Raw genomic sequence first — 22378 nt, forward strand, 5'->3', positions numbered from 1 at the left:
AGAAGTTTCCCCGGGACGCCTCCTGCAAGATCAGCTTGTCCAGTGTTAAGTCGGCAATAGCTTTCCTGAGACGTTGATTCTCCGTCTCAAGATCCTTCATCCGCTTCACTTGATCCGACTTCAGGCCGCCGTACTCCTTGCGCCAGCGATAGTACGTCACCTCGGTCACGCCGATCGCCCTGATCGACGCGGCAACGCTCTGTCCTTGTGAGACCAGCACGTCGACCTGACGCAGCTTGCTCACGATCTCCTCGGGCTTGGGTCGTTGGGCCATCGGTTCCGTCCTCTGGAGGCTCAAAAGCCATACTTCAGGGCGGACCACTCCCAAGGGGGCCGGTCAAACCTCACCGCTCGTCTCGCAGCGTCTCAGCGCGAGTACGACCGCCTACTGAAGGCCTTCCTTTCGGACGAGGACGCCGAGGCGATGCTGCCGAGGCTACGCGACGAGCGGGCTGTGATCGAGCGCGATCTGGCGCAGGCTGATGTCGCGCCTCGGGTCGTCGTCCTGCATCCCACCCTGGTGGCCGACTACCTCAAGCACGTCGATGCGCTGCAGGAGACGCTTACGGTCTATGGGCGCCAAGATGATGAGCCGACCGAACGCCTGGTGATGGCATTCCGGGCGCTGATCGAGAGCGTCACGATCTTTCCGGGACCGCCGCATCGCGGGTTCGAGGTCGAAGTGCGCGGCAAGCTGTCCGAGCTGATCGGCGAGCCAGCCTTCCCGGACAGTCGAGTAGTGGGGGACCGGCTGAGCCGGACCTCCGGCACCATTTTCTCCAGCGGGGCGTGATCGCTCACGCGGTTGAGCCGTCCCTATCGATCCGTCAGAACGCTGGATCGTCGAATGGCTTGCGGTAGTTTGGCGGCTTCACGCATCGCCTCTCTCGGAACCCGACGCCCCGTCCTCGTGTAGGTCGTTCTGTGCCGTGCACCGGCTCAGCAGACGGGAATACGCCATGAAAGCCGAGATTCTGGACGTCAGGTACATCCATGAGGGCTGGAGCCGGTTCGGGATCGCGACAGTGCGTCTCGCCGACGGCGCCGTGGTGGAGCGCGAGATCGAGGATCACGGCAACTCGGTGGGCGTCCTGCCCTACGATCCCGAGCGGAAGGTCGCCACGCTGGTGCGGGAGCTGCGGGTGCCGCCCCTGTTCGTCGCCGGAGAGCAGGTCCAGCTCGAAGCGCCGGCCGGCCTGATTGATGACGGCAGCCCGGAGGAGAACGGCCGCCGCGAGGTTCTGGAGGAGGTGGGCCTGCGCCTGCGCGACCTCGAATTCGTCGGCGCCACCTATTCCTGCGCCAGCCTGACCACGGAGAAGCTGCACCTCTACCTCGCACCCTATGGCCGGTCCGACCGCGCCGAGGATGGCGGCGGCGCCGAGGGCGAGCACGAGAATATCCGGATCGTCGAGATGCCGCTGGCCGACCTCGCCTCGATGGCGGATCGGGCCGAACTTACAGACTTGAAGACGCTGACATTGGTTCTCGCCCTGCGTGCCCGGCATCCGGAGCTTTTCGCGGCGTGAGAATCCGCTATCGCGTCATCGCGCAATGGTTGATCACCGGCGCGGTGTTCTTCGCGGTCGCCTGGATCGCGTTCCACCTGCGCTGAGCTGGCCACCCCGGGGAGCGAAACGATGAGCGATGAGTCCGGCACCGTCGAACCGCACGGCCTCGACCGGGGCCTGACCAATTACGGCGATCGGGATTTCGCCCGCTACCTGCGCCGCTCCTTCGCCCGATCCATGGGCATCTCGCGGACGCTCCTCGACAAGCCGGTGGTCGGCATCGCTATGACGCCGTCCGGCTTCAACAACTGCCATCGCAGCATGCCTGAGCTGGTGGAGGCGGTCTCCCGCGGCGTGCTCGCCGCCGGAGCTCTGCCGCGACCGTTCCCGACCGTGTCGCTGGGGGAGGTTTTCCTCAATCCGACCAGCATGATGTACCGCAACCTCATGGCCATGGACACGGAGGAGATGATCCAGGCCCAGCCGATGGACGCGGTCGTGCTGATCGGCGGCTGCGACAAGACCGTGCCGGCCCAGCTCATGGGTGTGGCCTACGCGGGCCTTCCGGCGATCCAGGTGGTAACCGGCCCGATGTCCACCGGCCGTCACAAGGGTCAGCGCCTCGGCGCCTGCACCGATTGCAGGGGTTTCTGGGCCAAGTACCGGGCCGGCACCGTGGACGCGGAGGAGATCGCCGAGGTTGAGGGCCGGCTCTCGGTCACGGCCGGCACCTGCGCGGTGATGGGCACGGCCTCGACCATGGCCTGCATCGCCGAGGCGCTCGGCATGTCGCTGCCCGGGACCGCCGCGATCCCAGTGGTGCATTCGGACCGGCTGGTCGCCGCCGAGGAGACCGGTCGCGCCGCCGTGCGGCTGATACAGACCAAGATCACCCCGGCCCAGGTCATCACCCAGGACTCCGTGGAGAACGCGATCCGGGTCCTGATGGCGGTGTCCGGCTCCACCAACGCCATCGTGCACCTCACGGCCATCGCCGGGCGGCTCGGCATCCGTATCCCGTCCCAGCGCTTCAACGCGATCTCGGACGAGACCCCGGTGCTGGTCGACCTCAAGCCCGTGGGCGAGGGCTACATGGAGGATTTCCATGCCGCCGGCGGCATGGGTGCGCTGCTGCGCGAACTGCGCCCGCTCCTGCACCTCGGCACCATGGACGTGGAGGGCCGCACCCTCGCCGAGCGCCTGGATGAGCCCCCAGGCTGGGTTGACCGCGCGGTGATCCGCGCTTTCGACAATCCGGTCTCGCCGGTCGGTGGGCTGGTGGCGCTGACCGGCAACCTCGCCCCCGACGGGGCGATCTTCAAGCGCGCCGCCGCGACGCCGGAGCTGTTCGAATCCGAAGGGCGGGCGGTGGTGTTCACCGGCCTCGAAGACCTGAGCCGGCGGATCGACGACCCGGATCTCGACGTGGCCCCGGGCGACGTGTTGGTGCTGCAGAATGCCGGGCCTCATGCCGCCGGCATGCCCGAGGCCGGCTATCTGCCCATTCCCAAAAAGCTCGCCCGGGCGGGGGTGAAGGACATGGTGCGCATCTCCGATGCGCGGATGTCCGGCACGGCCTTCGGATCGATCGTGCTGCACATCGCCCCGGAGGCGGCCATCGGCGGCCCGCTGGGCGCCGTGCGCGACGGCGATCGGATCCGCCTGTCGATCCGGGACAAGCGGATCGACCTCTTGGTCGACGAGGCCGAGATCGCCCGACGGCTAGCCGACCATGAACCGCCGCCAGCGCCCAAGCGCGGCTACAAGGCACTCTACCGGCGCACCGTCACTCAGGCGCCGGAAGGCTGCGACTTCGACTTCCTGATCGGGGACGGCGAGCCCAGCTGACACCCGCGGCTTGATCCTCGGGCAAGCCGGGCCCATCGTCCGGTGAAGAATCGGGAGGATTCGAAAATATGACGCGCGCCTGCATCGTGGGCTGGGCCCACACCCCCTTCGGCAAGCTCGAGGAACCGGATGTCGAGGGCCTGATCGCACGTGTCTCCGGCGAGGCGCTGGCCCATGCCGGCGTCGAGGACTCCCAGGTCGACGGGATCTATGTCGGCGTGATGAACACCGGCTTCTCGAAGCAGGGGTTCGAGGGATCGCAGGTTGCCTTGAACAGGCCGGGCCTCGCACACGCGCCGGCGACCCATCTGGAGAATGCCTGCGCCACCGGCTCGGCCGCGCTCTACGCGGCCCTCGATTTCGTCGATAGCGGCCGCGGCCGGATCGCCCTGGTGGTCGGCGCCGAGAAGATGACGGCGAAATCCGTGGCGGAGACCGGTGACATCCTGCTCGGCGCCTCCTACCGGAAGGAGGAGGCCGACATTGAAGGTGGTTTCGCCGGCGTGTTCGGGCGGATCGCGGCGGGCTACTTCCAGCGCTACGGCGACCGCAGCGAGGAACTGGCCCGCATCGCAGCGAAGAACCACCGCAACGGCGTCGCGAACCCCTACGCACAGCTGCGCAAGGATCTCGGCTTTGAGTTCTGCAACAAAGTTTCAGAAAAAAACCCCTACGTCGCGGCGCCGCTCCGGCGCACCGACTGCTCGCTGATCTCGGACGGTGCTGCCGCCCTCGTCGTCGCGGATGCCGAGACCGCCGAGGGACTGGCGCGAGCGATCGGCTTCCGCGCCCGGGCGCATGTCAACGACATCCTGCCCCTGTCCCGCCGGGACCCGACCGAATTCAAGGGCGCACGGCTCGCCTGGGATAAGGCGCGGGCGCAGGCCGGGATCGGCAACGACGACCTCTCCTTCGTGGAGACTCACGATTGCTTCACCATCGCCGAGCTGATCGAGTACGAGGCGATGGGGCTGGCCGAGCCCGGCCAAGGTTTTCGCGTGGTCCGCGAAGGCCTGACCGAGAAGGGTGGCCGCCTGCCGATCAACCCATCCGGCGGGCTGAAGTCCAAGGGCCACCCGGTGGGTGCCACTGGTGTCTCGATGCACGTGATGGCCTGCCTCCAGCTCATGGGCGAGGCCGGCGAGATGCAGGTCCCCGGCGCCAACTTGGCCGGGATCTTCAACATGGGCGGCGCGGCGGTCGCCAACTACGTGTCGATCCTAGAGCGGCGGCGCTGAGCCAGGGTTCGGGACGCCGTTGGGCACCGACTGCGACGGACCCCCTTTCCCGTGCAAGCCGCGGCTTCACTTACCATCGACCGCATCAAGCGCGGGTCCCCTCTCCCGTGCGGGAGAGGGACAGGGTGAGGGGACAGGTTTGTCCGGATAGCGCCCATCCCTCCCCCCCCCCTCTCCCGCATGGGAGAGGGGGGGGTCGCGACCTGCTCAACCTGACGCGTAAATATCCGAGGCCGTGTGGGCTCGGGGACCTGCGTCTTCTTCGGTAGCGAAGAACTGCGCCTTTAGCCGAGCTTGTCCAACGCCTGCTTCAGGTCGGCGATCAGGTCGGCCTCGTTCTCCAGGCCGATCGACAGCCGCACGGTCTCTGGGCCGACCTGGGCGGCGGCCTTCTCGTGCTCCGGCAATTGCCGGTGCGTGGTCGAGGACGGGTGGATCGCCAGCGACTTGATCTCGCCGATGTTGACGAGGTGCGAGATCAGCTCCAGCCCGGCGATGAAGTTGAGCGCAGCCGGCTCGCCACCCTTGAGCGCGACGGTGAAGATCGAGCCGGGACCCTGCGGGGTGTAGCGGCGGGCCAGCTCCTCCCCGGGCTGCCCCGGCAGGCCGGGATAGCTCACCCAGGCCACGGCCGGATGGTCCTTGAGGAAAGCCGCGACCGCCCGGGCATTGGCGCAGTGCCGCTCCATGCGCAGCGGCAGGGTCTCGATGCCCATCAGGGTCAGGAACGCGTTCATCGGCGACAAGCCGGGGCCGAGGTCGCGCAGGCCGAAGAACCGGCAAGCCGCCGCGAAAGGCGTCTCCGGGAAGGCCTTCGTCAGGACGAGGCCGTCGTAGTCCGGCCAGGGCTCGGTGATCAGGTTGTAGCCGCTGGTCCGGCTCCAGTCGAAGGAGCCAGCATCGCAGATCATGCCGCCGATGGTCTGGCCCGAACCGCTCAGGAACTTCGAGGTCGAGTGCCAGACGATGTCCGCACCGTGCTCGATCGGCCGGATCAGGGCCGGCGAGGCCAAGGTGTTGTCGACGACGAGGGGCAGGCCGTGGCGACGGGCCACCGCGGCGATCCCGTCGAGGTCCACCACCGAGGCGCACGGGTTCACGATCGACTCGCAGAAGATGGCCCGACATTCCGGCGTGATCGCCGCCTCGAAATCCTCAGGCCGCATGCCGGCGGCGAAGCGCGGCTTCAGATCATAGCGGCCGTCGAGGCGCCGCATCAGACCGAGGGAGCCGCCGAACAGGCGCGGCGAGGCCACGTAGGCGTCGCCGCTCTTCATGAGGGTCATCAGCACGAGCATCATCGCCGATTGCCCGGAGGACACCGCGACGCCCGCCTTGGCGCCCTCGAGATCGGCGACCCGCCGCTCCAGGGCGGCGACCGTCGGGTTCGAGCCCCGCGAATAGGAGAAGCCCGACCGGCGGCCGGCGAAGATGTCGGCCGCCTGCTCGGTGGAATCGAACACGAAGCCGTTGGTGAAGTAGATCGGCTGGACCCGCGCGCCTGTGGCGGGATCGGGCGCGGCGCCGGCATGGATGGCCCGGGTCGCGAAACGGTGCTTGCGGCTCAAATCCGTCATGGCTCTCGGTCGGGTGTTCGGCGCCCGGATCGTCGACGCGCCCGAGCCGGAAGTGGCTTCACGCCGCGCGACGGAGGAAAGCCTGCAGGGTTCGGACAAGGGTCGTCGGCTCGTAGGGCTTCGGGATGAACCGCGCGCCGTCCGGCATGTCGTTGGGGCCGGGGGTGCCCATGCCGGAGACCACCAGCACGGGGATCGTCGGCCAGCGATGCGCCACGAGGCGGGCCAGGGCGAACCCGTCCATCGAGCCCTGCGGCATGTCGACATCCGTCATCAGGACGCCGACATCGTCGCGGTTTTCGAGGACCTTGAGCGCCTTGTCGGCGTGGCTGGCCTCCAACACGGTGAAGCCGGCATCCGCCAGGGTGTCCGACGCCTCCATGAGCAGGAGGCCGTCATCTTCCACCAGTAGCACCACGGGTTGGTCGGACGGGCTCTCTGACATCAGACCTGCAAAGGTTCAGCCGCGACGTTCGAAGCCCGCGCCGTATTCCCCGGGCCTGCCCCCGTCAAGGCGCGAGGCCCGCCGGCTCAGGCGGCCTCCTCGCGCTTGCCGAGGCGCTTGTCGAGATAGGTGTCTACCGTCTGGGTCAGCTCGTCGACCTTACCGTCGAAGAAGTGGTTGGCCCCCTCGACCATCTGGTGCTCGATGATGACGCCCTTCTGCACCTTCACCTTCTCGATCACCGGCATGACATCCCGGGCCGGCGCGACCCGGTCCTCGGAGCCGTGCACGAACAGGCCGGAGGAGGGGCAGGGGGCCAGGAAGGTGAAGTCGAAGCGGTTGGCCATCGCGGCGATCGAGATGAAGCCCTCGATCTCCGGGCGGCGCATGAGCAGCTGCATGCCGATCCACGCGCCGAAAGACACGCCGGCGATCCAGCAGGACTTCGCCTCCGGGTTGACCGACTGCACCCAATCGAGGGCTGCGGCCGCATCGGACAGCTCGCCCGAGCCGTGATCGAACGCGCCCTGGCTGCGGCCGACCCCGCGAAAATTGAAACGCAGGGCTGCAAAGCCGCGATTGGCGAAGGTGTAGAAAAGGTTGTACACAATTTGATTGTTCATCGTGCCCCCGAACTGGGGGTGCGGGTGCAGCACGATGGCGATCGGCGCGCCGCGCTTCTTGGGGGCCTGGTAACGGCCTTCCAGACGTCCGGCCGGGCCGGTGAAGATGACTTCAGGCATCGTTCGACTCTCGTTTCAGCGGTCGCCGGCCGCGCGATCATGGGCAGTGAAGAGGCAGCCTTGACTCGCCGCACGCACACCATACAAACGCTCTTAGAACAGTTCTAGGCGATTAGAACTGTTCTAAAGTAGGTGAGCCGGCAGGCAATGCTAGCTCTCTGCACCAGCCTTGCGGTTGGCGAGACCTCATTTGTCGGCGCGCCTTAGCACGGCGGACCGGTGCGCGGGCAAGGAATTGTACGCGCCATACTAGGGGACGACACGGAATCAGCATGAGCCGGGCCCGCGCCTATCTCGATTACAACGCGACCGCCCCCGTCCGCCCGGCCGTGGCGGAGGCGGTGGCGCGTGCGCTGATGCTGCCCGGCAATCCCTCGTCGATCCATCAGGAGGGCCGTGCCGCCCGCGCCGCTCTGGAGGCCGCCCGTGCTCAGGTCGCCGCCCTGGTCGGCGCCCGTCCGGCGCAGGTGGTGTTGACCAGCGGCGGCACGGAAGCCGCCAACGCGGTCCTGTCCGGCGCGCTCGGCCGCCAGGGGCAGCCCAAGCCGATCCGGCTCCTCCATTCGGCGACGGAACATCCCTGCGTGGCGGCCGGCCATCGCTTCGCCGCGGACGCGGTCGAGCAGTTGCCGGTCACCCCGGATGGCGTCATCGACCTCGCAGCCCTCGAAAGCCGGCTCGCTGCGCTGGCCGGCGAGAGCGTGCTGATCTCGGTCCACGCCGCGAACAACGAGACCGGCGCGGTCCAGCCCCTGCCCGAGATCGTCGCCCTGGCCCGCGCCCATGGCCGGACGCTCGTGCACAGCGACGCCGTGCAGGCGGTCGGCAAGATCGCCCTCGACATGGACGCAATCGGGCTCGATGCGCTGACCCTGTCGGGCCATAAATTCGCGGCGCCGAAGGGCGTCGGTGCGATGATCCTGGCCGAGGGCGTTGCCCTCGATACCGCGTTTCTGCGCGGCGGCGGGCAGGAGCAGCGCCAGCGTTGCGGCACCGAGTGCCTGCCGGCCATCGTCGGCATGGGCGAGGCGGCGCGGATCGCCGGCGAGGCGCTCGACCGGGAGGCCGTGCGCCTGTCGGGTCTGCGCGACCGGATCGAGGCCGGCGTGCGCGCCCGGTCTCCCAATGCGGTGGTGTTCGCGGCCGGTGCGCCGCGCTTGCCCAACACGCTCAGCTTCGCGGTCCCGGGCCTTGAAGCCCCCGCGGCGCTGATCGCCCTCGATCTCGCCGGCGTGGCGGTGTCGTCGGGCTCGGCCTGCTCCTCGGGCAAGGTCGCGCGCTCGGCGACGCTGGCGGCGATGGGCGTCGATCCCGAGCTTGCCGGGGGTGCGCTGCGCGTCAGCCTCGGCTGGAACACGGTGGACGAGGATGCGTCACGCTTTCTCGACGCCTTCGAACGGGCCTTGCAGCCCCTATATAAGCGGCGAGGGTACGCGGCCTGAGCGACCGCGTCCCACGCTTTCCGACAGACGCTTCCCGGTCCTTGAAACCGGGCTTGCCAGGAGATGCTGATGCCTGCCGTGCAGGAAACAATCGACCGGGTCCGCTCGATCGACCTCGACCAGTACAAGTACGGGTTCGAGACCACCATCGAGATGGAGAAGTCCGCCAAGGGCATCTCCGAGGATGTCGTGCGCTTCATCTCGGCCAAGAAGAACGAGCCGGCCTGGCTGCTGGAATGGCGCCTTGACGCCTATCGGCGCTGGCTGACCATGAAGGAGCCCGAGTGGGCGCGGGTCTCGTATGACAAGGTCGATTATAACGACATCTACTACTACGCCGCGCCCAAGCGCCCGGCGGCGATGTCGCTCGACGAGATCGATCCCGAGATCCTGAAGACCTACGAGAAGCTCGGCATCCCGCTGCGCGAGGTCGAGGTGCTGGAAGGCATCGCGCCGGAGCGCCGCGTCGCGGTCGACGCCGTGTTCGACTCGGTTTCGGTGGCCACGACCTTCAAGAAGGAACTCTCGAAGGCCGGCGTGATCTTCATGCCGATCTCCGAGGCGGTTCAGGAATATCCTGAGCTGGTGCAGAAGTACCTGGGCACGGTGGTACCCTCGACCGACAACTTCTTCGCGACGCTGAACTCGGCGGTCTTCTCAGACGGCTCGTTCGTCTACATCCCGCCGGGCGTGCGCTGCCCGATGGAGCTGTCGACCTATTTCCGCATCAACGAGCGCGATACGGGCCAGTTCGAGCGCACGCTGATCATCGCCGACAAGGGCTCGTACGTCTCGTATCTCGAGGGCTGCACCGCCCCGAAGCGTGACGACAACCAGCTCCACGCCGCGGTGGTCGAGCTGGTCGCCCTGGATGACGCCGAAATCAAGTACTCGACGGTCCAGAACTGGTACCCGGGCGACAACGACGGCAAGGGTGGCATCTACAACTTCGTGACCAAGCGCGGCGATTGCCGCGGCGCCCGCTCGAAGATCTCCTGGACTCAGGTCGAGACCGGTTCGGCGATCACCTGGAAGTACCCGTCCTGCATCCTGCGCGGCGACGAATCCCGCGGCGAGTTTTACTCGATCGCGGTGTCGAACGGCATGCAGCAGGTCGATTCCGGCACCAAGATGATCCATCTCGGCAAGAACACCACCAGCCGGATCATCTCGAAGGGCATCTCCGCCGGGCGTTCGCAGAACACCTACCGGGGCCTCGTCTCGGCCCACAAGAAGGCCAAGAACGCCCGCAACTTCACCAACTGCGACTCGCTGCTGATCGGCGACCAATGCGGGGCGCACACCGTGCCCTACATCGAGTCGAAGAACGCGTCGGCGGTGTTCGAGCACGAGGCGACCACCTCGAAGATCTCCGAGGACCAGAAGTTCTACTGCCTGCAGCGCGGCCTATCCGAAGAAGAGGCGACCGCCCTCATCGTCAACGGCTTCGTCCGCGACGTGCTGCAGCAGCTGCCGATGGAGTTCGCCGTCGAGGCCCAGAAGCTGATCTCGATCAGCCTCGAAGGCTCGGTCGGCTAAGTCTACCGCGGATCGACAAGATGAAGCGATCACGGCGCCATCGCCGTGATCGCCGGCCGGATCGAGCGAAGGCTTCGACGCTCAATATCCGTGCGGGAAAGCTTTCAGAATGGCCGTCCCGGTGGCGGCACGACAGGAACTGACGGCGCGCAGTCGGCGCACGGGTCCGGCCCGCCGTTCGATAGGACTTGAACTAACATGTTGGAAATCAAGAACCTCGTCGTACAGATCGAGGACAACCGCATCCTGAACGGCCTGAACCTGACCGTGAACGACGGCGAGGTCGCGGCGATCATGGGGCCGAACGGGTCGGGCAAGTCGACCCTGTCCTACGTCATCGCCGGCAAGGAGGACTATGAGGTCCTCGACGGCGAGATTCTGCTCGACGGGCAGAACGTGCTGGAGATGGGCGCCGATGAGCGCGCCGCTGCCGGCGTCTTCCTGGCCTTCCAGTACCCGCTGGAGATCCCCGGCGTCGGCACCATGACGTTCCTCAAGGCTTGCCTCAACGCCCAGCGCCGCGCCCGCGGTGAGGGCGAGATCTCGACGCCGGACTTCATCCGCAAGGTGAACGCTGCGGCCGACAAGCTCGAGATCAACAAGGAGATGCTCAAGCGCGCCCTCAATGTCGGCTTCTCCGGCGGTGAGAAGAAGCGCATGGAGATTCTCCAGATGGCGCTTCTGGAGCCGAAGTTCTGCGTACTCGACGAGACCGATTCCGGCCTCGACATCGACGCCCTGCGCATCGTCTCCGAGGGCGTGAACGCGCTGCGGGCTCAGGGCCGCTCGTTCCTGGTGATCACCCACTACCAGCGGCTGCTCAACCACATCGTGCCCGACACCGTGCACGTCATGTCGAAGGGCCTGATCGTGAAGACCGGCGGCAAGGAGTTGGCGCTCGAGCTCGAAGCGTCGGGCTATGCCGAGTACCGCACCAACGAGGCCGCGTAAGCCCATGGCGGACATTCAGAACCTGCGCACCAGCGCCGAGACCGGGCTGTCGAGCCTGTTCGAATCGGCGCGTAAGAGCTTCGCCTCGGAAGAGGCGATCGCCCGCGAGGAGGCGTTCCGCTTCTTCGAAGCGACCGGCCTGCCGAGCCGGCGGGTGGAGGCGTTCAAGTACACCGACCTGCGCGCCGCCATGAAGGAGGCCGTGCCCCCGGCCGAGGCGCCGTCGGCGGAGGCCGCACAAGCGGCCGTCGCCTCCGCCAAGGGCTTTGCCGGCATCGACGCCGCGCGCCTGACCTTCGTCAACGGCCATCTCATCCGCGCGCTCTCGGACCTCGACGGCTTGCCGGCCGGCCTCACGGTCACGCCGCTGAACGACGCGATGGGCAAGAGCGATGCCCGCCTCAGGCTGCTGGCCCCGGTCGAGCAGGCCCGGGAGAACCCGGTCTATCAGCTCAACACCGCCTTCCTGGCCGACGGCGCGCTGATCTCGGTGGCCGCCGGCACGAAGATCGAGCGGGCGCTGCACCTGCGTTTCATCGGCAGCGGCTCCGAAGCCTTCTCCACCGCCACCCGCGTGCTGGTCGATCTCGGCGACGGCGCGGAGCTGACCCTGCTGGAGAGCCACGAGGGTCCCGACAGCATCACCTACCAACCGAACGACGCTCTGGACGTGCGGGTCGGCAAGCAGGCCGTGTTCCGTCACGCCCGGCTCAACCGCGAGGGCAAGGCCGCCATCGCGCTCTCGACGATCAGCGTGCGGCTCGACGACGAGGCGCAACTGGAGACGGTCAACCTCGTCACCGGTGCCGTCCTCTCGCGCCATCAGATCTTCATGCATGTCGCGGGCGAGAACGTGAACGCCGTGGTCAACGGCGCCGCGATGCTGGGCAACGGCCAGCTGGCCGATTCGACTCTGCTCGCCGATCATGCCGCCGTGGGCGGCGTCGGACGCGAGATGTTCAAGACGGTGATCGACGGGGACGCCACCGGCGTGTTCCAGGGCAAGATCATCGTCCGACAGGCCGCGCAGCAGACCGACGGCAAGATGAAGTCGGATTGCCTGCTCCTCAGCGATGAGGGGCAGATGATGAACAAGCCGGAACTCGAGATCTTCGCCGACGACGTCGCTTGCGGCCATGGTGCCACCTGCGGCGCACCGGACGACGACCTGCTGTTCTACCTGATGGCCCGCGGCCTGCCCCGCGCGGTCGCCGAGAGCCTGCTGGTCCAGGCCTTCGTCGGCGAGGCTGTCGAGTCGGTCACGCACGAAGGCGCCCGCGCGGCGCTGATCGGCGAGATCGAGGCTTGGCTCGCGGCGCGCGCCTGACCCGCCGGCTGGTCCCGATCCGGGACCGCAACGATCGTTCGGAGGCCTCTATCGAGGCCTCCGCGTCACTCCGGCGCCTCCGAGGAGGTTGCCCCTGGGACGGACTCAGGTCTCAAAAGGTCGCGACGATGAACGCACCCGTCCTCACCACCGGCTACGACGTCGCGGCGATCCGCAAGGACTTCCCGATCCTGTCGCAGACGGTCTACGGCAAGCCGCTGGTCTATCTCGACAACGCCGCCTCGGCACAGAAGCCGAAGCAGGTCATCGACGCGATGGTCTCCTGCATGGAGACCGGCTACGCCAACGTCCATCGCGGCCTGCACTTCATGGCGAACGCCGCCACGGAAGGCTTCGAGGGCGCCCGGGAGACCACGCGCCAGTTCCTCAACGCGGCCTCCACCGACGAGATCATCTTCACCCGCAATGCCACCGAGGCCTACAACCTCGTGGCGTCCAGCATGGGCTGGGCCGGGCTGATCGGCGAGGGTGATGAGATCATCCTGTCGATCATGGAGCATCACTCCAACATCGTGCCTTGGCACTTCCTGCGCGAGCGGCGCGGGGCCGTGATCAAGTGGGCGCCGGTCGATGAGGACGGCAACTTCCTCGTCGACGAATACGAGAAGCTGTTCACGCCGCGCACCAAGATGGTGGCGATCACCCATATGTCGAACGTCCTGGGCACGGTGACGCCGGCGGAGGAGATCGTCCGCATCGCCCACGCCCACGGCGTGCCGGTGCTGCTCGACGGGGCGCAGAGCGCCGTCCACCAGCCAATCGACGTGCGCGCGCTCGACTGCGACTTCTTCGTCTTCACCGGCCACAAGGTCTACGGGCCGACCGGCATCGGCGTCCTCTACGGCAAGAAGGAATGGCTGGAGCGCCTGCCGCCCTATCAGGGCGGCGGCGAAATGATCCGCACCGTCAGCCAGGATACGGTCACCTACAACGACCCACCGCACCGCTTCGAGGCTGGCACCCCGGCGATCGTCGAGGCGGTGGGACTTGGCGCAGCGCTCGAATACATGCTCGGGCTCGGCCGTGAGAACATCGCGGCGCACGAGGCGACGCTGACCCGCTACGCCCATGAGCGCCTCGGCGCCATGAACGCCCTGCGGATCATCGGCACCGCCAAGGGCAAGGGCGGCGTGGTCAGCTTTGAGATGAAGGGGGCGCATGCCCACGACATTGCCACGGTGATCGACCGTCAGGGCGTCGCGGTCCGCGCCGGGACCCATTGCGCCATGCCGCTGCTCACGCGCTTCGGCGTGACGTCCACCTGCCGGGCCTCGTTCGGCCTGTACACCACCACCGCCGAGATCGACGCCCTTGCCGAGGCGCTCGGCAGAGCCGAGATGATGTTCGCCTGATCGGCGCACCGGCCCGAACCTGATCGTGCGGGCATGCGCGAGCTGCGATGAAACCGGTTCCGTCTGTGCGGGCCCGGGGGAGAAGGAAACCATGAGCACCGACGCCACAATCACCGGCGGCGCCAACGCCCCCGCGGTCGAAGCCGCCTCGGCGATCCCGCCGGCCGAGCTGGACCGGCTGACCGACGACATCGTCGCCGCGCTGAAATCCGTCTACGATCCGGAGATCCCGGCCGACATCTACGAGCTCGGCCTGATCTACAAGGTCGATATCGGCGACGACCGAAAGGTCGCGATCGACATGACCCTCACGGCCCCCGGCTGCCCCGTCGCCGGCGAAATGCCGGGCTGGGTCGAGAACGCCGTCAGCGCCGTGCCGGGGGTGCAATCCTGCGCCGTGACGATGGTGTTCGATCCGCCGTGGGACCAGAGCCGCATGTCCGACGAAGCCCGTGTGGCCCTGGACATGTGGTAGGGCGCATCAGGCCGGCCCACGCCCCGGCTCGAAGGCGACCGCGTCATAGATGTCGGACAGCGCGAGCCGGGCACCGATCTCGGGCAGGTCGATGATGTCCGTCAGCGCCTCGTAGGTCTCCGCCGGCCAAGAATCTTCCACGTGGCGGTAGAGTAGGACGCTCGGAAAGCGCGTCTCCACCAGCAGGATGCCGCGCAGGGTCGGGTGACACCGGTACTCGTCGAGCTTCCGGAACCGATCGACGCTGCTGGTCGAGGGCGAGAGAACCTCGACCACGAGCCGGGGCGCGCGGCTCTCGTAGTTGTCGCGCACGCGCTCGCCGCATTCCACCGTGATGTCGGGGCGCCGGAGCGTCGCGATGCTGGTGCGCAGGACGATGTCGTCCGTCGTCGGGCGGCAGCCGCTGCCGCGGAGCTGCGGATGCAGCGTGGCGATGATGTTGACCGTCACCTGATCGTGCTGGGTGCTCGCGCCGGTCATCATCTTGATGTGCGGCACCGGCACGCCGTCCACGAGCTCGTAGAGCCCGTCCTGGCCGAGCTGCCAGGCGAAAAACTCCTCCGCATTCATGCGCTGGGTCGCAGGTTCGGCCGCGGCAATCTCCCTCGGCCACGGCGAGCGTAGGGAGCCTTACGGAAAAGGCAAATCCCGGCCGCGCTGGGCCAGCGGCGGCCCGGGGTTGGCCCCAACGCCGGCAATCGGACAGGCAGACATCGACAGATCGGCGTCTTCGTCGAACATCTGGCACTCAATACCAGTTCATATTTACAATCCGATGGCGAAAATTTCACGTACCATTACTATCCGCGAAGGCGGCGCAGACGAAATTCCGGTCCAACGCGGCATTTCCTTGATTGGAGAGACAGTTAATCAGCCGAATACGCACAGTCCAGACAGAACAAGATTTTGTCTCGACTGCTCAATAACAGCCACGCCAACCTCCGTATGTATCAATTTACGGTGCCGTTAATATTTCGGTAACCACGATTGCCCGAAGGGTCGTGGGCCGCCGGTTCAGGCGGTTTCGTTCGGTGCAGACGGTGACGTGAGATGGGTCCGGGTTACGTGGTTGCGGCGGTTTTTGAGACGTCCGGACTGATCGGTCTCGTGGTCGGCGGGCTCGTGCTCCGCGCCGAGCGGCAGGCGCGGGTGGCCGACCTGCGCGACTTCCTCCGTTCCGGTCAAAGCGCGCTCTCCGCATCGGGACTGGCCTCGCCGAGCCGCTGGCGCGGAGGCGCGTCGCGGGTCGTCAACGTTCCGGTCGGCGCGCATCGCCGTGGGGCGGGTCAGTCGCGCGAGTCGGTTGCGCGTTCGGCCCTCGGACGCGCGATCGGGCAGAGCAACATCCGGACCGCACCCCGGCGCATGGCGCCGATCAACGCAGGATGATGTCGAGGCCGCTACCGAGCAGGGTGACGGCGCTGAGCAGGAGCATGAACTTCAGGTCTTCGAAACGCGTGCTCATGATCGATCCTTATCTATCAAGGGGTTCGTCGCTGCTCGGATGCGGGATTATCACCTGATTAACGACTCTTTCGCGAGTCGTTTCAGGAACTGTTAGGGATTGGTTCGCGCTTTCCATTCGGTAAGGTTGATAAGTGGTTAAGATCAGCCTGTGCTGCCGGACCGGTGTTAACCCTGGTTCGGCAGGCCGGCCGTGCGGCGCCGCACGGTCGCGAGGCAACAGGGAAGGCGCAGGCTCATGACGCAGCCATCGACCAACGCGATCGTGCGGGCGCGCGACTGGATGTTCCGGGACCGCGGGACCGGCGCCATCACCGTGGCGCAATGGCCGAACCTGCCGCTCTGGCTTTTTTTCGGGCTTACGCTGGCAGCCTGGCTCGCACGCGGCGCCGAGCCCATTGCGTCGTGGCTGGGCATCGCCGCCGATCTCGCCCTCGGCTGGTGGGCAGTCGACGAGCTCGTTCGCGGCGTCAATCCGTGGCGCAGGCTGCTCGGCCTCGCCACGCTGGTCGGTCTCGCGGCGCTCATTACACTTCGGAGCGGCGGCTAGAGCGCGCGCCGCCGATATGAAAGCCGGCTCAGCGTCGGCGGCCGGCCGTTCGGTGGCACAGGTTTTTGAAAGCGCTTCTACCGATTTCAGCGATCGGCATTTGCATTCCCTATGAGTGATCAGGATTGACCGGCAATCCATTCTATCGCAACACTTAATTCTTACGGCCCGATTTACTGCATCAACCGAAATTCAACCGGCACTAGAATTTCGGTTGACTACTGAGACGCGCATCGATCGATTGCGATGCAGCAAAAACTCATGAATGGTTACCTCGGATTTTGCCCCGGGAAGCGACAGGTCTGTCGACTCGCGCGCTCCCATGCTCGGCTTCAGTTTGGGCTGGAAGGCACGATGACCGACGCAGGAGGCTTCGTAGCCCTCAATGCCGCACCGCGCCTCAGCGAGCAGGAGCGGCTTCTCCGCCAGCTGGCCGACATGCTGAACCTTCCCATCTCGGTTTTTCGCCGCCGTACCGATCCGACGGCTGAAGGGCCGACGGCGAGGGAATGTGCAGCGATCCTGGCGGCGTTCTCGCGCATCCGCGATCCGGATGCCCGCCGGCGATGCCTGGCGAAGGTCGAACGCTGCGCCGACGCGTAGGGTGGCAGTCCGTCCCGCTGTGCGCTCGCGCACGTCAGAGTAGTGAGAGCCGGGCCGACCGCGTGCTATAGGAGCGCCCGCTTCCGAGAGCGGCCCGCCGGATCGGCAGGCCGCGAGGATTATCGCGACCTCTTCGGCACGCAGCATCGCCAAGCCGGGATGACGGTCGCCGGTGCATGATGCCCCGCATTCGATTTAGGCCCTGATGCCGATCATCTCCATTTCGAAGCTGTCCAAGACCTACACGTCCGGCTTCACCGCGTTGAGCGGCATCGACCTCGCCATCGAGCGGGGCGAGATCTTTGCGCTGCTCGGCCCGAACGGCGCCGGCAAGTCGACGCTGATCAACATCGTCTGCGGCATCGTCACCCCGAGTTCCGGCACAGTGACGGTCGACGGTCACGACATCGCCGGGGATTACCGGGCCGCGCGCCGGGCCATCGGCCTCGTCCCGCAGGAACTGACCACCGACGCCTTCGAGACGGTGCTGAACACGGTGAGCTTCTCCCGCGGCCTGTTCGGGCTGCGGCCGGATCCGGCTCATATCGAGAAGATCCTGCGGGCTTTGTCCCTGTGGGACAAGCGTGACAGCCGCCTCATGACCCTGTCGGGCGGGATGAAGCGCCGGGTGCTGATCGCCAAGGCCCTGTCGCACGAGCCCCGGGTGCTGTTCCTCGACGAGCCCACCGCCGGCGTCGACGTGGAGTTGCGCCAGGACATGTGGCGCCTCGTGCGCGACCTCCGCCAGGAGGGCGTCACGGTCATCCTCACCACCCACTACATCGAAGAGGCCGAGGAAATGGCCGACCGTATCGGCGTGATTCGGCGCGGCCAGATCATCCTGGTCGAGGAGAAGGCCGCCCTGATGCGCAAGCTCGGGCGCAAGCAGCTGACCCTTCAGCTCCAGGCGCCGATCACCGAAGTCCCGCCGGAGCTATCCGATTACGGACTGGTTTTGGCCGGCGACGGCCGCGAGTTGGTCTACACCTACGACACGCGAGCCGAGCGCACCGGCATCACCGGGTTGCTCACCGGCCTGGCGGCCGCCGGCATCCGGTTCAACGATCTGCACACCGAGCAGTCTTCCCTGGAGGACATCTTCGTCGGCCTCGTGCGCGAAGGGGAGACACGGGCATGAGCGAGGCAATGCGTATGAACTGGCCGGCGGTCCGGGCGATCTACACGTTCGAGATGGGCCGCTTCTGGCGCACCGCCGGACAGAGCATCCTGGCTCCGGTAATCTCGACGACCCTGTATTTCGTGGTGTTCGGCGCCGCGATCGGCTCCCGGGTCTCGGCGGTGGACGGCGTACCCTACGGGTTGTTCATCGTGCCCGGCCTGATCATGCTCTCGCTGCTAACGCAGAGCATCTCCAACGCCTCGTTCGGGATCTACTTCCCGCGCTTCGCCGGCACGATCTACGAGATTCTCTCAGCGCCGATCTCGCCGCTGGAAGTGGTGTTGGGTTTCGTCGGCGCGGCCGCCTCCAAGTCGATCCTGATCGGCCTGATCATCCTGGCGACCTCGGCTCTGTTCGTGCCGCTGCGGATCGACCACCCGGTCTGGATGATCGGCTTCCTGCTGCTCACGGCGGTCACGTTCAGCCTGTTCGGCTTCGTCATCGGGCTTTGGGCGGACGGATTCGAGAAGCTGCAACTGGTGCCGCTCCTCGTGGTGACGCCTCTGACCTTCCTGGGCGGCAGCTTCTACGCCATCAGCATGCTGCCGCCGTTCTGGCACGCGGTGAGCCTGATCAACCCGGTCGTCTACCTGATCAGCGCGTTCCGCTGGGCGTTCTTCGGCAAGGCCGATGTCAGCATCGCGATCAGCCTTGGGATGACCGCCCTGTTCCTGGTGATCTGCCTCGGCCTCGTCACCTACATCTTCCGCACCGGCTACCGCCTGAAGAGCTGATCTCTCAGGGCTGCGCAGCGAGGAAGGCAAGCACGCCGTCCCGGTGCGGCTTGGCGCCGACCGCGGTGGAGTGGTCCTTACCCACGATCTCCAGCGCCCGCGCGTCCGGGATCAGGGCGGCCAGGGCGGGGCCGGAGCCCGCCACCGTGTCGAGGGTGCCGACCGAGACCAGCACCGGCACCTCGATCTGGGCGAGTTCCGCCCGGCTCAGCGTCTGGCGCGAGCCGCGCATGCAGGCGGCCAGCGCCCGCAGATCGCTGCGCGTCTGCTCGGCAAAAGTCCGGAACGCCGCGGCGGTCGGGTTCGGAGCGGGTGTGCCGGGAGGCGCTTCGAGCGCTTCCGAGATCCCGGACGGCAGGCCCTTGCCCTCCACGAGATGCATGCCGAGGCCGCCGATCAGGGCGGAGCGGACCCGGTCGGCATGGTCGAGAGCGATATGGGCGGTGATCCGACCGCCCATGGAGTAGCCCATGACGTGTGCGCGTGCGATGCCGAGATGGTCGAGGAGCCGCACCGCGTCCCCGGCCATGGCTTCGGAGCTGTAGGCGGCCGGATCGTACAGCTTCTCGCTCTCGCCGTGGCCGCGATTGTCCAGCGCGATCGCCCGATAGCCGGCCTGGGTCAGGGCCCGGACCCACTGGGTGTTGACCCAGTTGACGGCGTGGTTGGAGGCGAAACCGTGGATCAGCAGGATCGGCGTGCCGGCCCCCTCTGTCGGCGGCACATCGATATAGGCGATCCGCACGCCGTCCGAATCGAAGGAGTCCATGCCGTGCAACCCGTTCCGTGTCGGTGCTCTCACGAAGGGCGACGCTTAGACCACAGCGCACCAAGGGAGCAACGCGGATCGGTCCGCTTGCGGGGGAGGGCGCCGGCTGGCACACCGCCCCGGTTATGACCGATACCAAGCCCTACGGCACCTACGAACCGGCCGGCCTCGTCGCGGCGATCACCCGCCGGACCAACCGGATCCCGGCCGAATCCTGGTACGGCCGGCGCCTCGCGCTATTCCTGCGCCGGATTGCGATCTCGCGCCTGGGTGGCAAGCCCCTCGACGTGACCCGCTACGGGGCGCGGATGCGGCTGCACCCCTACAACAACAATTGCGAGAAGAAGGTGCTGTTCACGCCGCAATTCTTCGACCCGCAGGAGCGGGCGCTGCTGCAGGAGCGGCTGCCGAAGGACTGCGTGTTCCTCGATATCGGCGCCAATATCGGCGCCTACGCCCTGTGCGTGGCGGCGTTCTCGGGGCCGTCCGCCCGGATCGTCGCGGTCGAGCCGCAGCCCGACGTGTTCGCACGCCTGACCTACAACATCGCCCAGAACCCGTTCCACACCGTCAAGGCGGTCGCCTGCGCGGTGGCCGACAAGGCCGGCGAGCTGACCCTGTTCATCGACCCGCGCAACCGCGGCGAATCGAGCCTGCGGATCGTCGGCACCAACGAGGGCGCCCGGATCACCGTACCGGCGGTGACGCTCATCCAGTTGCTGCGGGCCGAGGGCCTGACGCGCGTGGACGCGATCAAGCTCGACGTGGAGGGCGCCGAAGATCTGATCCTTGAGCCGTTCCTGCGCGAAGCCCCGGAGAAGCTGCTTCCGCGCATCCTGCTGATCGAGAACGGCACCGGCCAGTGGCAGATCGACCTGCCCAAGCACCTCGAAGGCTTCGGCTACCGCGAGATCTCGCGCTCCCGGCTGAACCTGATGTACGAGCGCCAAGCACCTGTCAGGCCGGCGTGACCACCGGGATCGCGTCCGTCAGGGCGACACCCGCAGGGCTCACGGCGCAGCGATAGGCCCGGACCTCCACACCCGCCGCCCGCGCCTCCCGGAACGCCCGGTCGAAGTCCGGGTCGATGTCCCGGGCGACGTCGAACGCTTCCGCGTGCATCTGCACCACGATGACCACCAGCGCCCTACCGCCGTCCGCGACCACCTGGGCGAGGTCGCGCATGTGCCGGGCGCTGCGGGCGGCGACGCAATCGGGGAATTCCGCGAGGCCCGGGCGGCGCATCATGTGGCAGTTCTTGACCTCGACATGGCACGGCCCGGCGGCCGCGCCGCTCGCCAAGAAATCGACCCGGCTGGCCTGGGCGTAGCGGACCTCCGGCTTGAACAGGTCGTGGCCGGCGAGCGCATCGATCACGCCGGCGCGAAACGCCTCGGCCACCAAAGCGTTCGGGCGAAGAGTGTTGATGCCGACCCATTGCGGGCCGCCCGGCAGGTCGGCCTCCACCAATTCCCAGGTCAGCGGCAGCTTGCGGGTCGGATTGGTCGATCGAGAGAGCAGCACCGGACTGCGCGGCAGGTTCAGGCCGAGCATCGCGCCGGGATTGGGGCAATGCGCCGTCACGAGGCCGTCCGCCGTCTCGATGTCAGCCAGGAAACGCTTGTAGCGCTGCACGAGCCGTCCCGGCGTCAGCGGCGCGGCGAAGAGCATCGGATATCTCCGGGTTCATGTGGTCCGGGCCGGCGGCCGCGCTATCTGAACAGCATCCGCCGCCGACGGTGTCACCGCTTGGGCGGCGAGACCGATGGGCGCAGGATACCGATCGGCCGGATCGCGTTCCGCGCCTTAGCATGCCCTCCGACCACAGAGTCCCATGGACCAGCCTTCCGATCCGATCACGGCCGCGATCCTCGTCATCGGCGACGAGATCCTGTCAGGGCGTACCAAGGACAAGAATATCGGCACCATCGCCGATTTCCTCACCGCCGCGGGGATCGACCTGCGCGAGGTGCGGGTCGTGCCGGACGAGGCCGCCATGATCGTGGAAGCGGTGAACGCCCTGAGGGCGCGCTACACCTACTTGTTCACCACCGGCGGGATCGGCCCGACCCACGACGACATCACCGCCGATTGCGTCGCCGAGGCCTTCGGGGTCGGCATCGACATCGACGAGCGGGCGCGGGCGATGCTGCTGGAGCGGCACAAGCCCGAGGACCTGAACGCGGCGCGTCTGCGCATGGCCCGGATCCCGTTCGGCGCCGACCTAATCCCCAACGCGGTCTCGAAAGCCCCGGGTTTCCGCATCGGCAATGTCCATGTCATGGCCGGCGTGCCGAGCGTGATGCAGGCCATGCTGGACGCCATCGCGCCGACCCTGAAGGGCGGCGCCGCGATGATCTCTGAGACCATCGAGGCCGCGGGGCTGCCCGAGGGACAATATGCCGGCGATCTCGGAGAGATCGCCAAGGCGCGACCGGCCGTGTCGATCGGCTCCTACCCGGCGATGACCCCGGAGGGGTTCCGCAACCGGATCGTCGTGCGCAGCCGGGACCCGCAGGCCCTGGCAGAAGCGCGGGACGCGGTCACAGCGCTGGTAACGCGGCTCTCCGCCTGAGGCCCGCTCAACCGAGCGGGTCTGGTTGCGTCGC

At 67.1% G+C, this 22378-nt stretch carries 24 protein-coding genes; 17 read left to right on the forward strand and 7 right to left on the reverse strand.

Going from position 1 to position 22378, the window contains the following annotated elements:
- Positions 1-274 (reverse strand): transposase (locus BM228_RS28375; protein WP_139234237.1); only part of this gene is annotated, 274 nt, incomplete at its 3' end.
- Between the two features lie 180 nt (positions 275-454).
- On the opposite strand from BM228_RS28375, the gene BM228_RS28380 reads away from it, so the two are divergent.
- From BM228_RS28380 to BM228_RS28395, 4 genes are all read left to right on the forward strand, one after another.
- On the forward strand, positions 455-793 hold the full coding sequence (locus BM228_RS28380; RefSeq protein ID WP_167367852.1) for a hypothetical protein: 339 nt from the start codon (positions 455-457) through the stop codon (positions 791-793).
- Positions 794-959: 166 nt separating this feature from the next.
- A complete protein-coding gene (locus tag BM228_RS28385) occupies positions 960-1529 on the forward strand; it encodes an NUDIX domain-containing protein (protein WP_092045944.1) in 570 nt (189 codons plus the stop codon).
- 111 nt (positions 1530-1640) lie between these two features.
- Entirely contained in the window at positions 1641-3359 is a 1719-nt protein-coding gene (locus BM228_RS28390; RefSeq protein ID WP_092045946.1) for an IlvD/Edd family dehydratase, read from the forward strand.
- Between the two features lie 68 nt (positions 3360-3427).
- Positions 3428-4597 carry an acetyl-CoA acetyltransferase gene (locus tag BM228_RS28395; protein WP_092045948.1) on the forward strand — a complete coding sequence of 390 codons (1170 nt, stop codon included), beginning with the start codon at positions 3428-3430 and terminating at the stop codon, positions 4595-4597.
- 284 nt (positions 4598-4881) lie between these two features.
- On the opposite strand, the gene BM228_RS28400 is transcribed toward BM228_RS28395, so the two are convergent.
- The 3 genes from BM228_RS28400 to BM228_RS28410 form a co-directional block, all read right to left on the reverse strand.
- The gene (locus BM228_RS28400) at positions 4882-6174 is read right to left on the reverse strand and encodes an O-acetylhomoserine aminocarboxypropyltransferase/cysteine synthase family protein (protein WP_092045949.1); all 1293 of its coding nucleotides are present in this window, start codon (positions 6172-6174) and stop codon (positions 4882-4884) included.
- A gap of 58 nt (positions 6175-6232) precedes the next feature.
- Positions 6233-6619, reverse strand: coding sequence for a response regulator (locus tag BM228_RS28405; protein WP_092045951.1), 387 nt, complete (start codon positions 6617-6619; stop codon positions 6233-6235).
- 86 nt (positions 6620-6705) lie between these two features.
- Positions 6706-7362: an alpha/beta hydrolase gene (locus BM228_RS28410; protein WP_092045953.1), complete on the reverse strand. Its 657-nt coding sequence runs from the start codon at positions 7360-7362 to the stop codon at positions 6706-6708.
- A 272-nt stretch (positions 7363-7634) separates the two neighbouring features.
- Between BM228_RS28410 and BM228_RS28415 the strand changes: the two genes are divergently transcribed.
- From BM228_RS28415 to BM228_RS28440, 6 genes are all read left to right on the forward strand, one after another.
- The gene (locus tag BM228_RS28415; RefSeq protein WP_092045955.1) at positions 7635-8804 is read left to right on the forward strand and encodes a cysteine desulfurase family protein; all 1170 of its coding nucleotides are present in this window, start codon (positions 7635-7637) and stop codon (positions 8802-8804) included.
- Positions 8805-8873: 69 nt separating this feature from the next.
- Positions 8874-10343 carry a Fe-S cluster assembly protein SufB gene (gene sufB / locus BM228_RS28420; protein ID WP_092045993.1) on the forward strand — a complete coding sequence of 490 codons (1470 nt, stop codon included), beginning with the start codon at positions 8874-8876 and terminating at the stop codon, positions 10341-10343.
- A 198-nt stretch (positions 10344-10541) separates the two neighbouring features.
- Positions 10542-11294, forward strand: coding sequence for a Fe-S cluster assembly ATPase SufC (sufC, locus tag BM228_RS28425; protein ID WP_092045957.1), 753 nt, complete (start codon positions 10542-10544; stop codon positions 11292-11294).
- 4 nt (positions 11295-11298) lie between these two features.
- A complete protein-coding gene (locus tag BM228_RS28430) occupies positions 11299-12621 on the forward strand; it encodes a SufB/SufD family protein (RefSeq protein WP_092045958.1) in 1323 nt (440 codons plus the stop codon).
- A 128-nt stretch (positions 12622-12749) separates the two neighbouring features.
- Positions 12750-13994 (forward strand): cysteine desulfurase, encoded by a 1245-nt coding sequence (locus tag BM228_RS28435; protein WP_092045960.1) that lies wholly within the window; start codon positions 12750-12752, stop codon positions 13992-13994.
- Positions 13995-14085: 91 nt separating this feature from the next.
- A complete protein-coding gene (locus BM228_RS28440; protein WP_007566736.1) occupies positions 14086-14469 on the forward strand; it encodes an SUF system Fe-S cluster assembly protein in 384 nt (127 codons plus the stop codon).
- Between the two features lie 6 nt (positions 14470-14475).
- On the opposite strand, the gene BM228_RS28445 is transcribed toward BM228_RS28440, so the two are convergent.
- Positions 14476-15039 (reverse strand): Uma2 family endonuclease, encoded by a 564-nt coding sequence (locus BM228_RS28445; protein WP_092045961.1) that lies wholly within the window; start codon positions 15037-15039, stop codon positions 14476-14478.
- Positions 15040-15519: 480 nt separating this feature from the next.
- On the opposite strand from BM228_RS28445, the gene BM228_RS28450 reads away from it, so the two are divergent.
- From BM228_RS28450 to BM228_RS28470, 5 genes are all read left to right on the forward strand, one after another.
- The gene (locus tag BM228_RS28450; protein WP_092045963.1) at positions 15520-15858 is read left to right on the forward strand and encodes a hypothetical protein; all 339 of its coding nucleotides are present in this window, start codon (positions 15520-15522) and stop codon (positions 15856-15858) included.
- 313 nt (positions 15859-16171) lie between these two features.
- The gene (locus tag BM228_RS28455; RefSeq protein ID WP_092045964.1) at positions 16172-16483 is read left to right on the forward strand and encodes a hypothetical protein; all 312 of its coding nucleotides are present in this window, start codon (positions 16172-16174) and stop codon (positions 16481-16483) included.
- 354 nt (positions 16484-16837) lie between these two features.
- Positions 16838-17086, forward strand: coding sequence for a hypothetical protein (locus BM228_RS28460; RefSeq protein WP_092045966.1), 249 nt, complete (start codon positions 16838-16840; stop codon positions 17084-17086).
- Positions 17087-17291: 205 nt separating this feature from the next.
- Positions 17292-18224, forward strand: coding sequence for an ABC transporter ATP-binding protein (locus BM228_RS28465; RefSeq protein WP_425285012.1), 933 nt, complete (start codon positions 17292-17294; stop codon positions 18222-18224).
- Positions 18225-18238: 14 nt separating this feature from the next.
- Positions 18239-19000, forward strand: coding sequence for an ABC transporter permease (locus BM228_RS28470; RefSeq protein ID WP_092045970.1), 762 nt, complete (start codon positions 18239-18241; stop codon positions 18998-19000).
- 4 nt (positions 19001-19004) lie between these two features.
- On the opposite strand, the gene BM228_RS28475 is transcribed toward BM228_RS28470, so the two are convergent.
- Positions 19005-19769 (reverse strand): alpha/beta fold hydrolase, encoded by a 765-nt coding sequence (locus BM228_RS28475; protein WP_092045971.1) that lies wholly within the window; start codon positions 19767-19769, stop codon positions 19005-19007.
- Between the two features lie 125 nt (positions 19770-19894).
- Between BM228_RS28475 and BM228_RS28480 the strand changes: the two genes are divergently transcribed.
- Positions 19895-20740: an FkbM family methyltransferase gene (locus tag BM228_RS28480; protein ID WP_092045973.1), complete on the forward strand. Its 846-nt coding sequence runs from the start codon at positions 19895-19897 to the stop codon at positions 20738-20740.
- Here BM228_RS28480 and sfsA read toward each other — a convergent pair.
- On the reverse strand, positions 20727-21440 hold the full coding sequence (sfsA, locus tag BM228_RS28485) for a DNA/RNA nuclease SfsA (protein WP_092045975.1): 714 nt from the start codon (positions 21438-21440) through the stop codon (positions 20727-20729). The two genes, BM228_RS28480 and sfsA, sit on opposite strands and share 14 nt — an antisense overlap.
- A gap of 163 nt (positions 21441-21603) precedes the next feature.
- Here sfsA and BM228_RS28490 point away from each other — a divergent pair, with 163 nt between their 5' ends.
- A complete protein-coding gene (locus BM228_RS28490; RefSeq protein WP_092045977.1) occupies positions 21604-22344 on the forward strand; it encodes a competence/damage-inducible protein A in 741 nt (246 codons plus the stop codon).
- Positions 22345-22378: the final 34 nt, after the last annotated feature.

The sequence above is a fragment of the Methylobacterium pseudosasicola genome (genome assembly GCF_900114535.1).
In the GTDB taxonomy this organism is placed as follows: domain Bacteria; phylum Pseudomonadota; class Alphaproteobacteria; order Rhizobiales; family Beijerinckiaceae; genus Methylobacterium; species Methylobacterium pseudosasicola.

Excerpts from the sequence above, each read along its gene's own strand:
- BM228_RS28405 (WP_092045951.1), bottom strand. The coding sequence starts at position 6,619 with ATGTCAGAGAGCCCGTCCGACCAACCCGTGGTGCTACTGGTGGAAGAT.
- BM228_RS28395 (WP_092045948.1), top strand. The coding sequence starts at position 3,428 with ATGACGCGCGCCTGCATCGTGGGCTGGGCCCACACCCCCTTCGGCAAG.
- BM228_RS28390 (WP_092045946.1), top strand. The coding sequence starts at position 1,641 with ATGAGCGATGAGTCCGGCACCGTCGAACCGCACGGCCTCGACCGGGGC.
- BM228_RS28455 (WP_092045964.1), top strand. The coding sequence starts at position 16,172 with ATGACGCAGCCATCGACCAACGCGATCGTGCGGGCGCGCGACTGGATG.
- BM228_RS28410 (WP_092045953.1), bottom strand. The coding sequence starts at position 7,362 with ATGCCTGAAGTCATCTTCACCGGCCCGGCCGGACGTCTGGAAGGCCGT.
- BM228_RS28400 (WP_092045949.1), bottom strand. The coding sequence starts at position 6,174 with ATGACGGATTTGAGCCGCAAGCACCGTTTCGCGACCCGGGCCATCCAT.
- sfsA (WP_092045975.1), bottom strand. The coding sequence starts at position 21,440 with ATGCTCTTCGCCGCGCCGCTGACGCCGGGACGGCTCGTGCAGCGCTAC.
- sufB (WP_092045993.1), top strand. The coding sequence starts at position 8,874 with ATGCCTGCCGTGCAGGAAACAATCGACCGGGTCCGCTCGATCGACCTC.
- BM228_RS28460 (WP_092045966.1), top strand. The coding sequence starts at position 16,838 with ATGACCGACGCAGGAGGCTTCGTAGCCCTCAATGCCGCACCGCGCCTC.
- BM228_RS28490 (WP_092045977.1), top strand. The coding sequence starts at position 21,604 with ATGGACCAGCCTTCCGATCCGATCACGGCCGCGATCCTCGTCATCGGC.
- BM228_RS28415 (WP_092045955.1), top strand. The coding sequence starts at position 7,635 with ATGAGCCGGGCCCGCGCCTATCTCGATTACAACGCGACCGCCCCCGTC.
- sufC (WP_092045957.1), top strand. The coding sequence starts at position 10,542 with ATGTTGGAAATCAAGAACCTCGTCGTACAGATCGAGGACAACCGCATC.
- BM228_RS28470 (WP_092045970.1), top strand. The coding sequence starts at position 18,239 with ATGAACTGGCCGGCGGTCCGGGCGATCTACACGTTCGAGATGGGCCGC.
- BM228_RS28430 (WP_092045958.1), top strand. The coding sequence starts at position 11,299 with ATGGCGGACATTCAGAACCTGCGCACCAGCGCCGAGACCGGGCTGTCG.
- BM228_RS28465 (WP_425285012.1), top strand. The coding sequence starts at position 17,292 with ATGCCGATCATCTCCATTTCGAAGCTGTCCAAGACCTACACGTCCGGC.
- BM228_RS28440 (WP_007566736.1), top strand. The coding sequence starts at position 14,086 with ATGAGCACCGACGCCACAATCACCGGCGGCGCCAACGCCCCCGCGGTC.
- BM228_RS28385 (WP_092045944.1), top strand. The coding sequence starts at position 960 with ATGAAAGCCGAGATTCTGGACGTCAGGTACATCCATGAGGGCTGGAGC.
- BM228_RS28450 (WP_092045963.1), top strand. The coding sequence starts at position 15,520 with ATGGGTCCGGGTTACGTGGTTGCGGCGGTTTTTGAGACGTCCGGACTG.
- BM228_RS28475 (WP_092045971.1), bottom strand. The coding sequence starts at position 19,769 with ATGGACTCCTTCGATTCGGACGGCGTGCGGATCGCCTATATCGATGTG.
- BM228_RS28445 (WP_092045961.1), bottom strand. The coding sequence starts at position 15,039 with ATGAATGCGGAGGAGTTTTTCGCCTGGCAGCTCGGCCAGGACGGGCTC.
- BM228_RS28435 (WP_092045960.1), top strand. The coding sequence starts at position 12,750 with ATGAACGCACCCGTCCTCACCACCGGCTACGACGTCGCGGCGATCCGC.
- BM228_RS28480 (WP_092045973.1), top strand. The coding sequence starts at position 19,895 with ATGACCGATACCAAGCCCTACGGCACCTACGAACCGGCCGGCCTCGTC.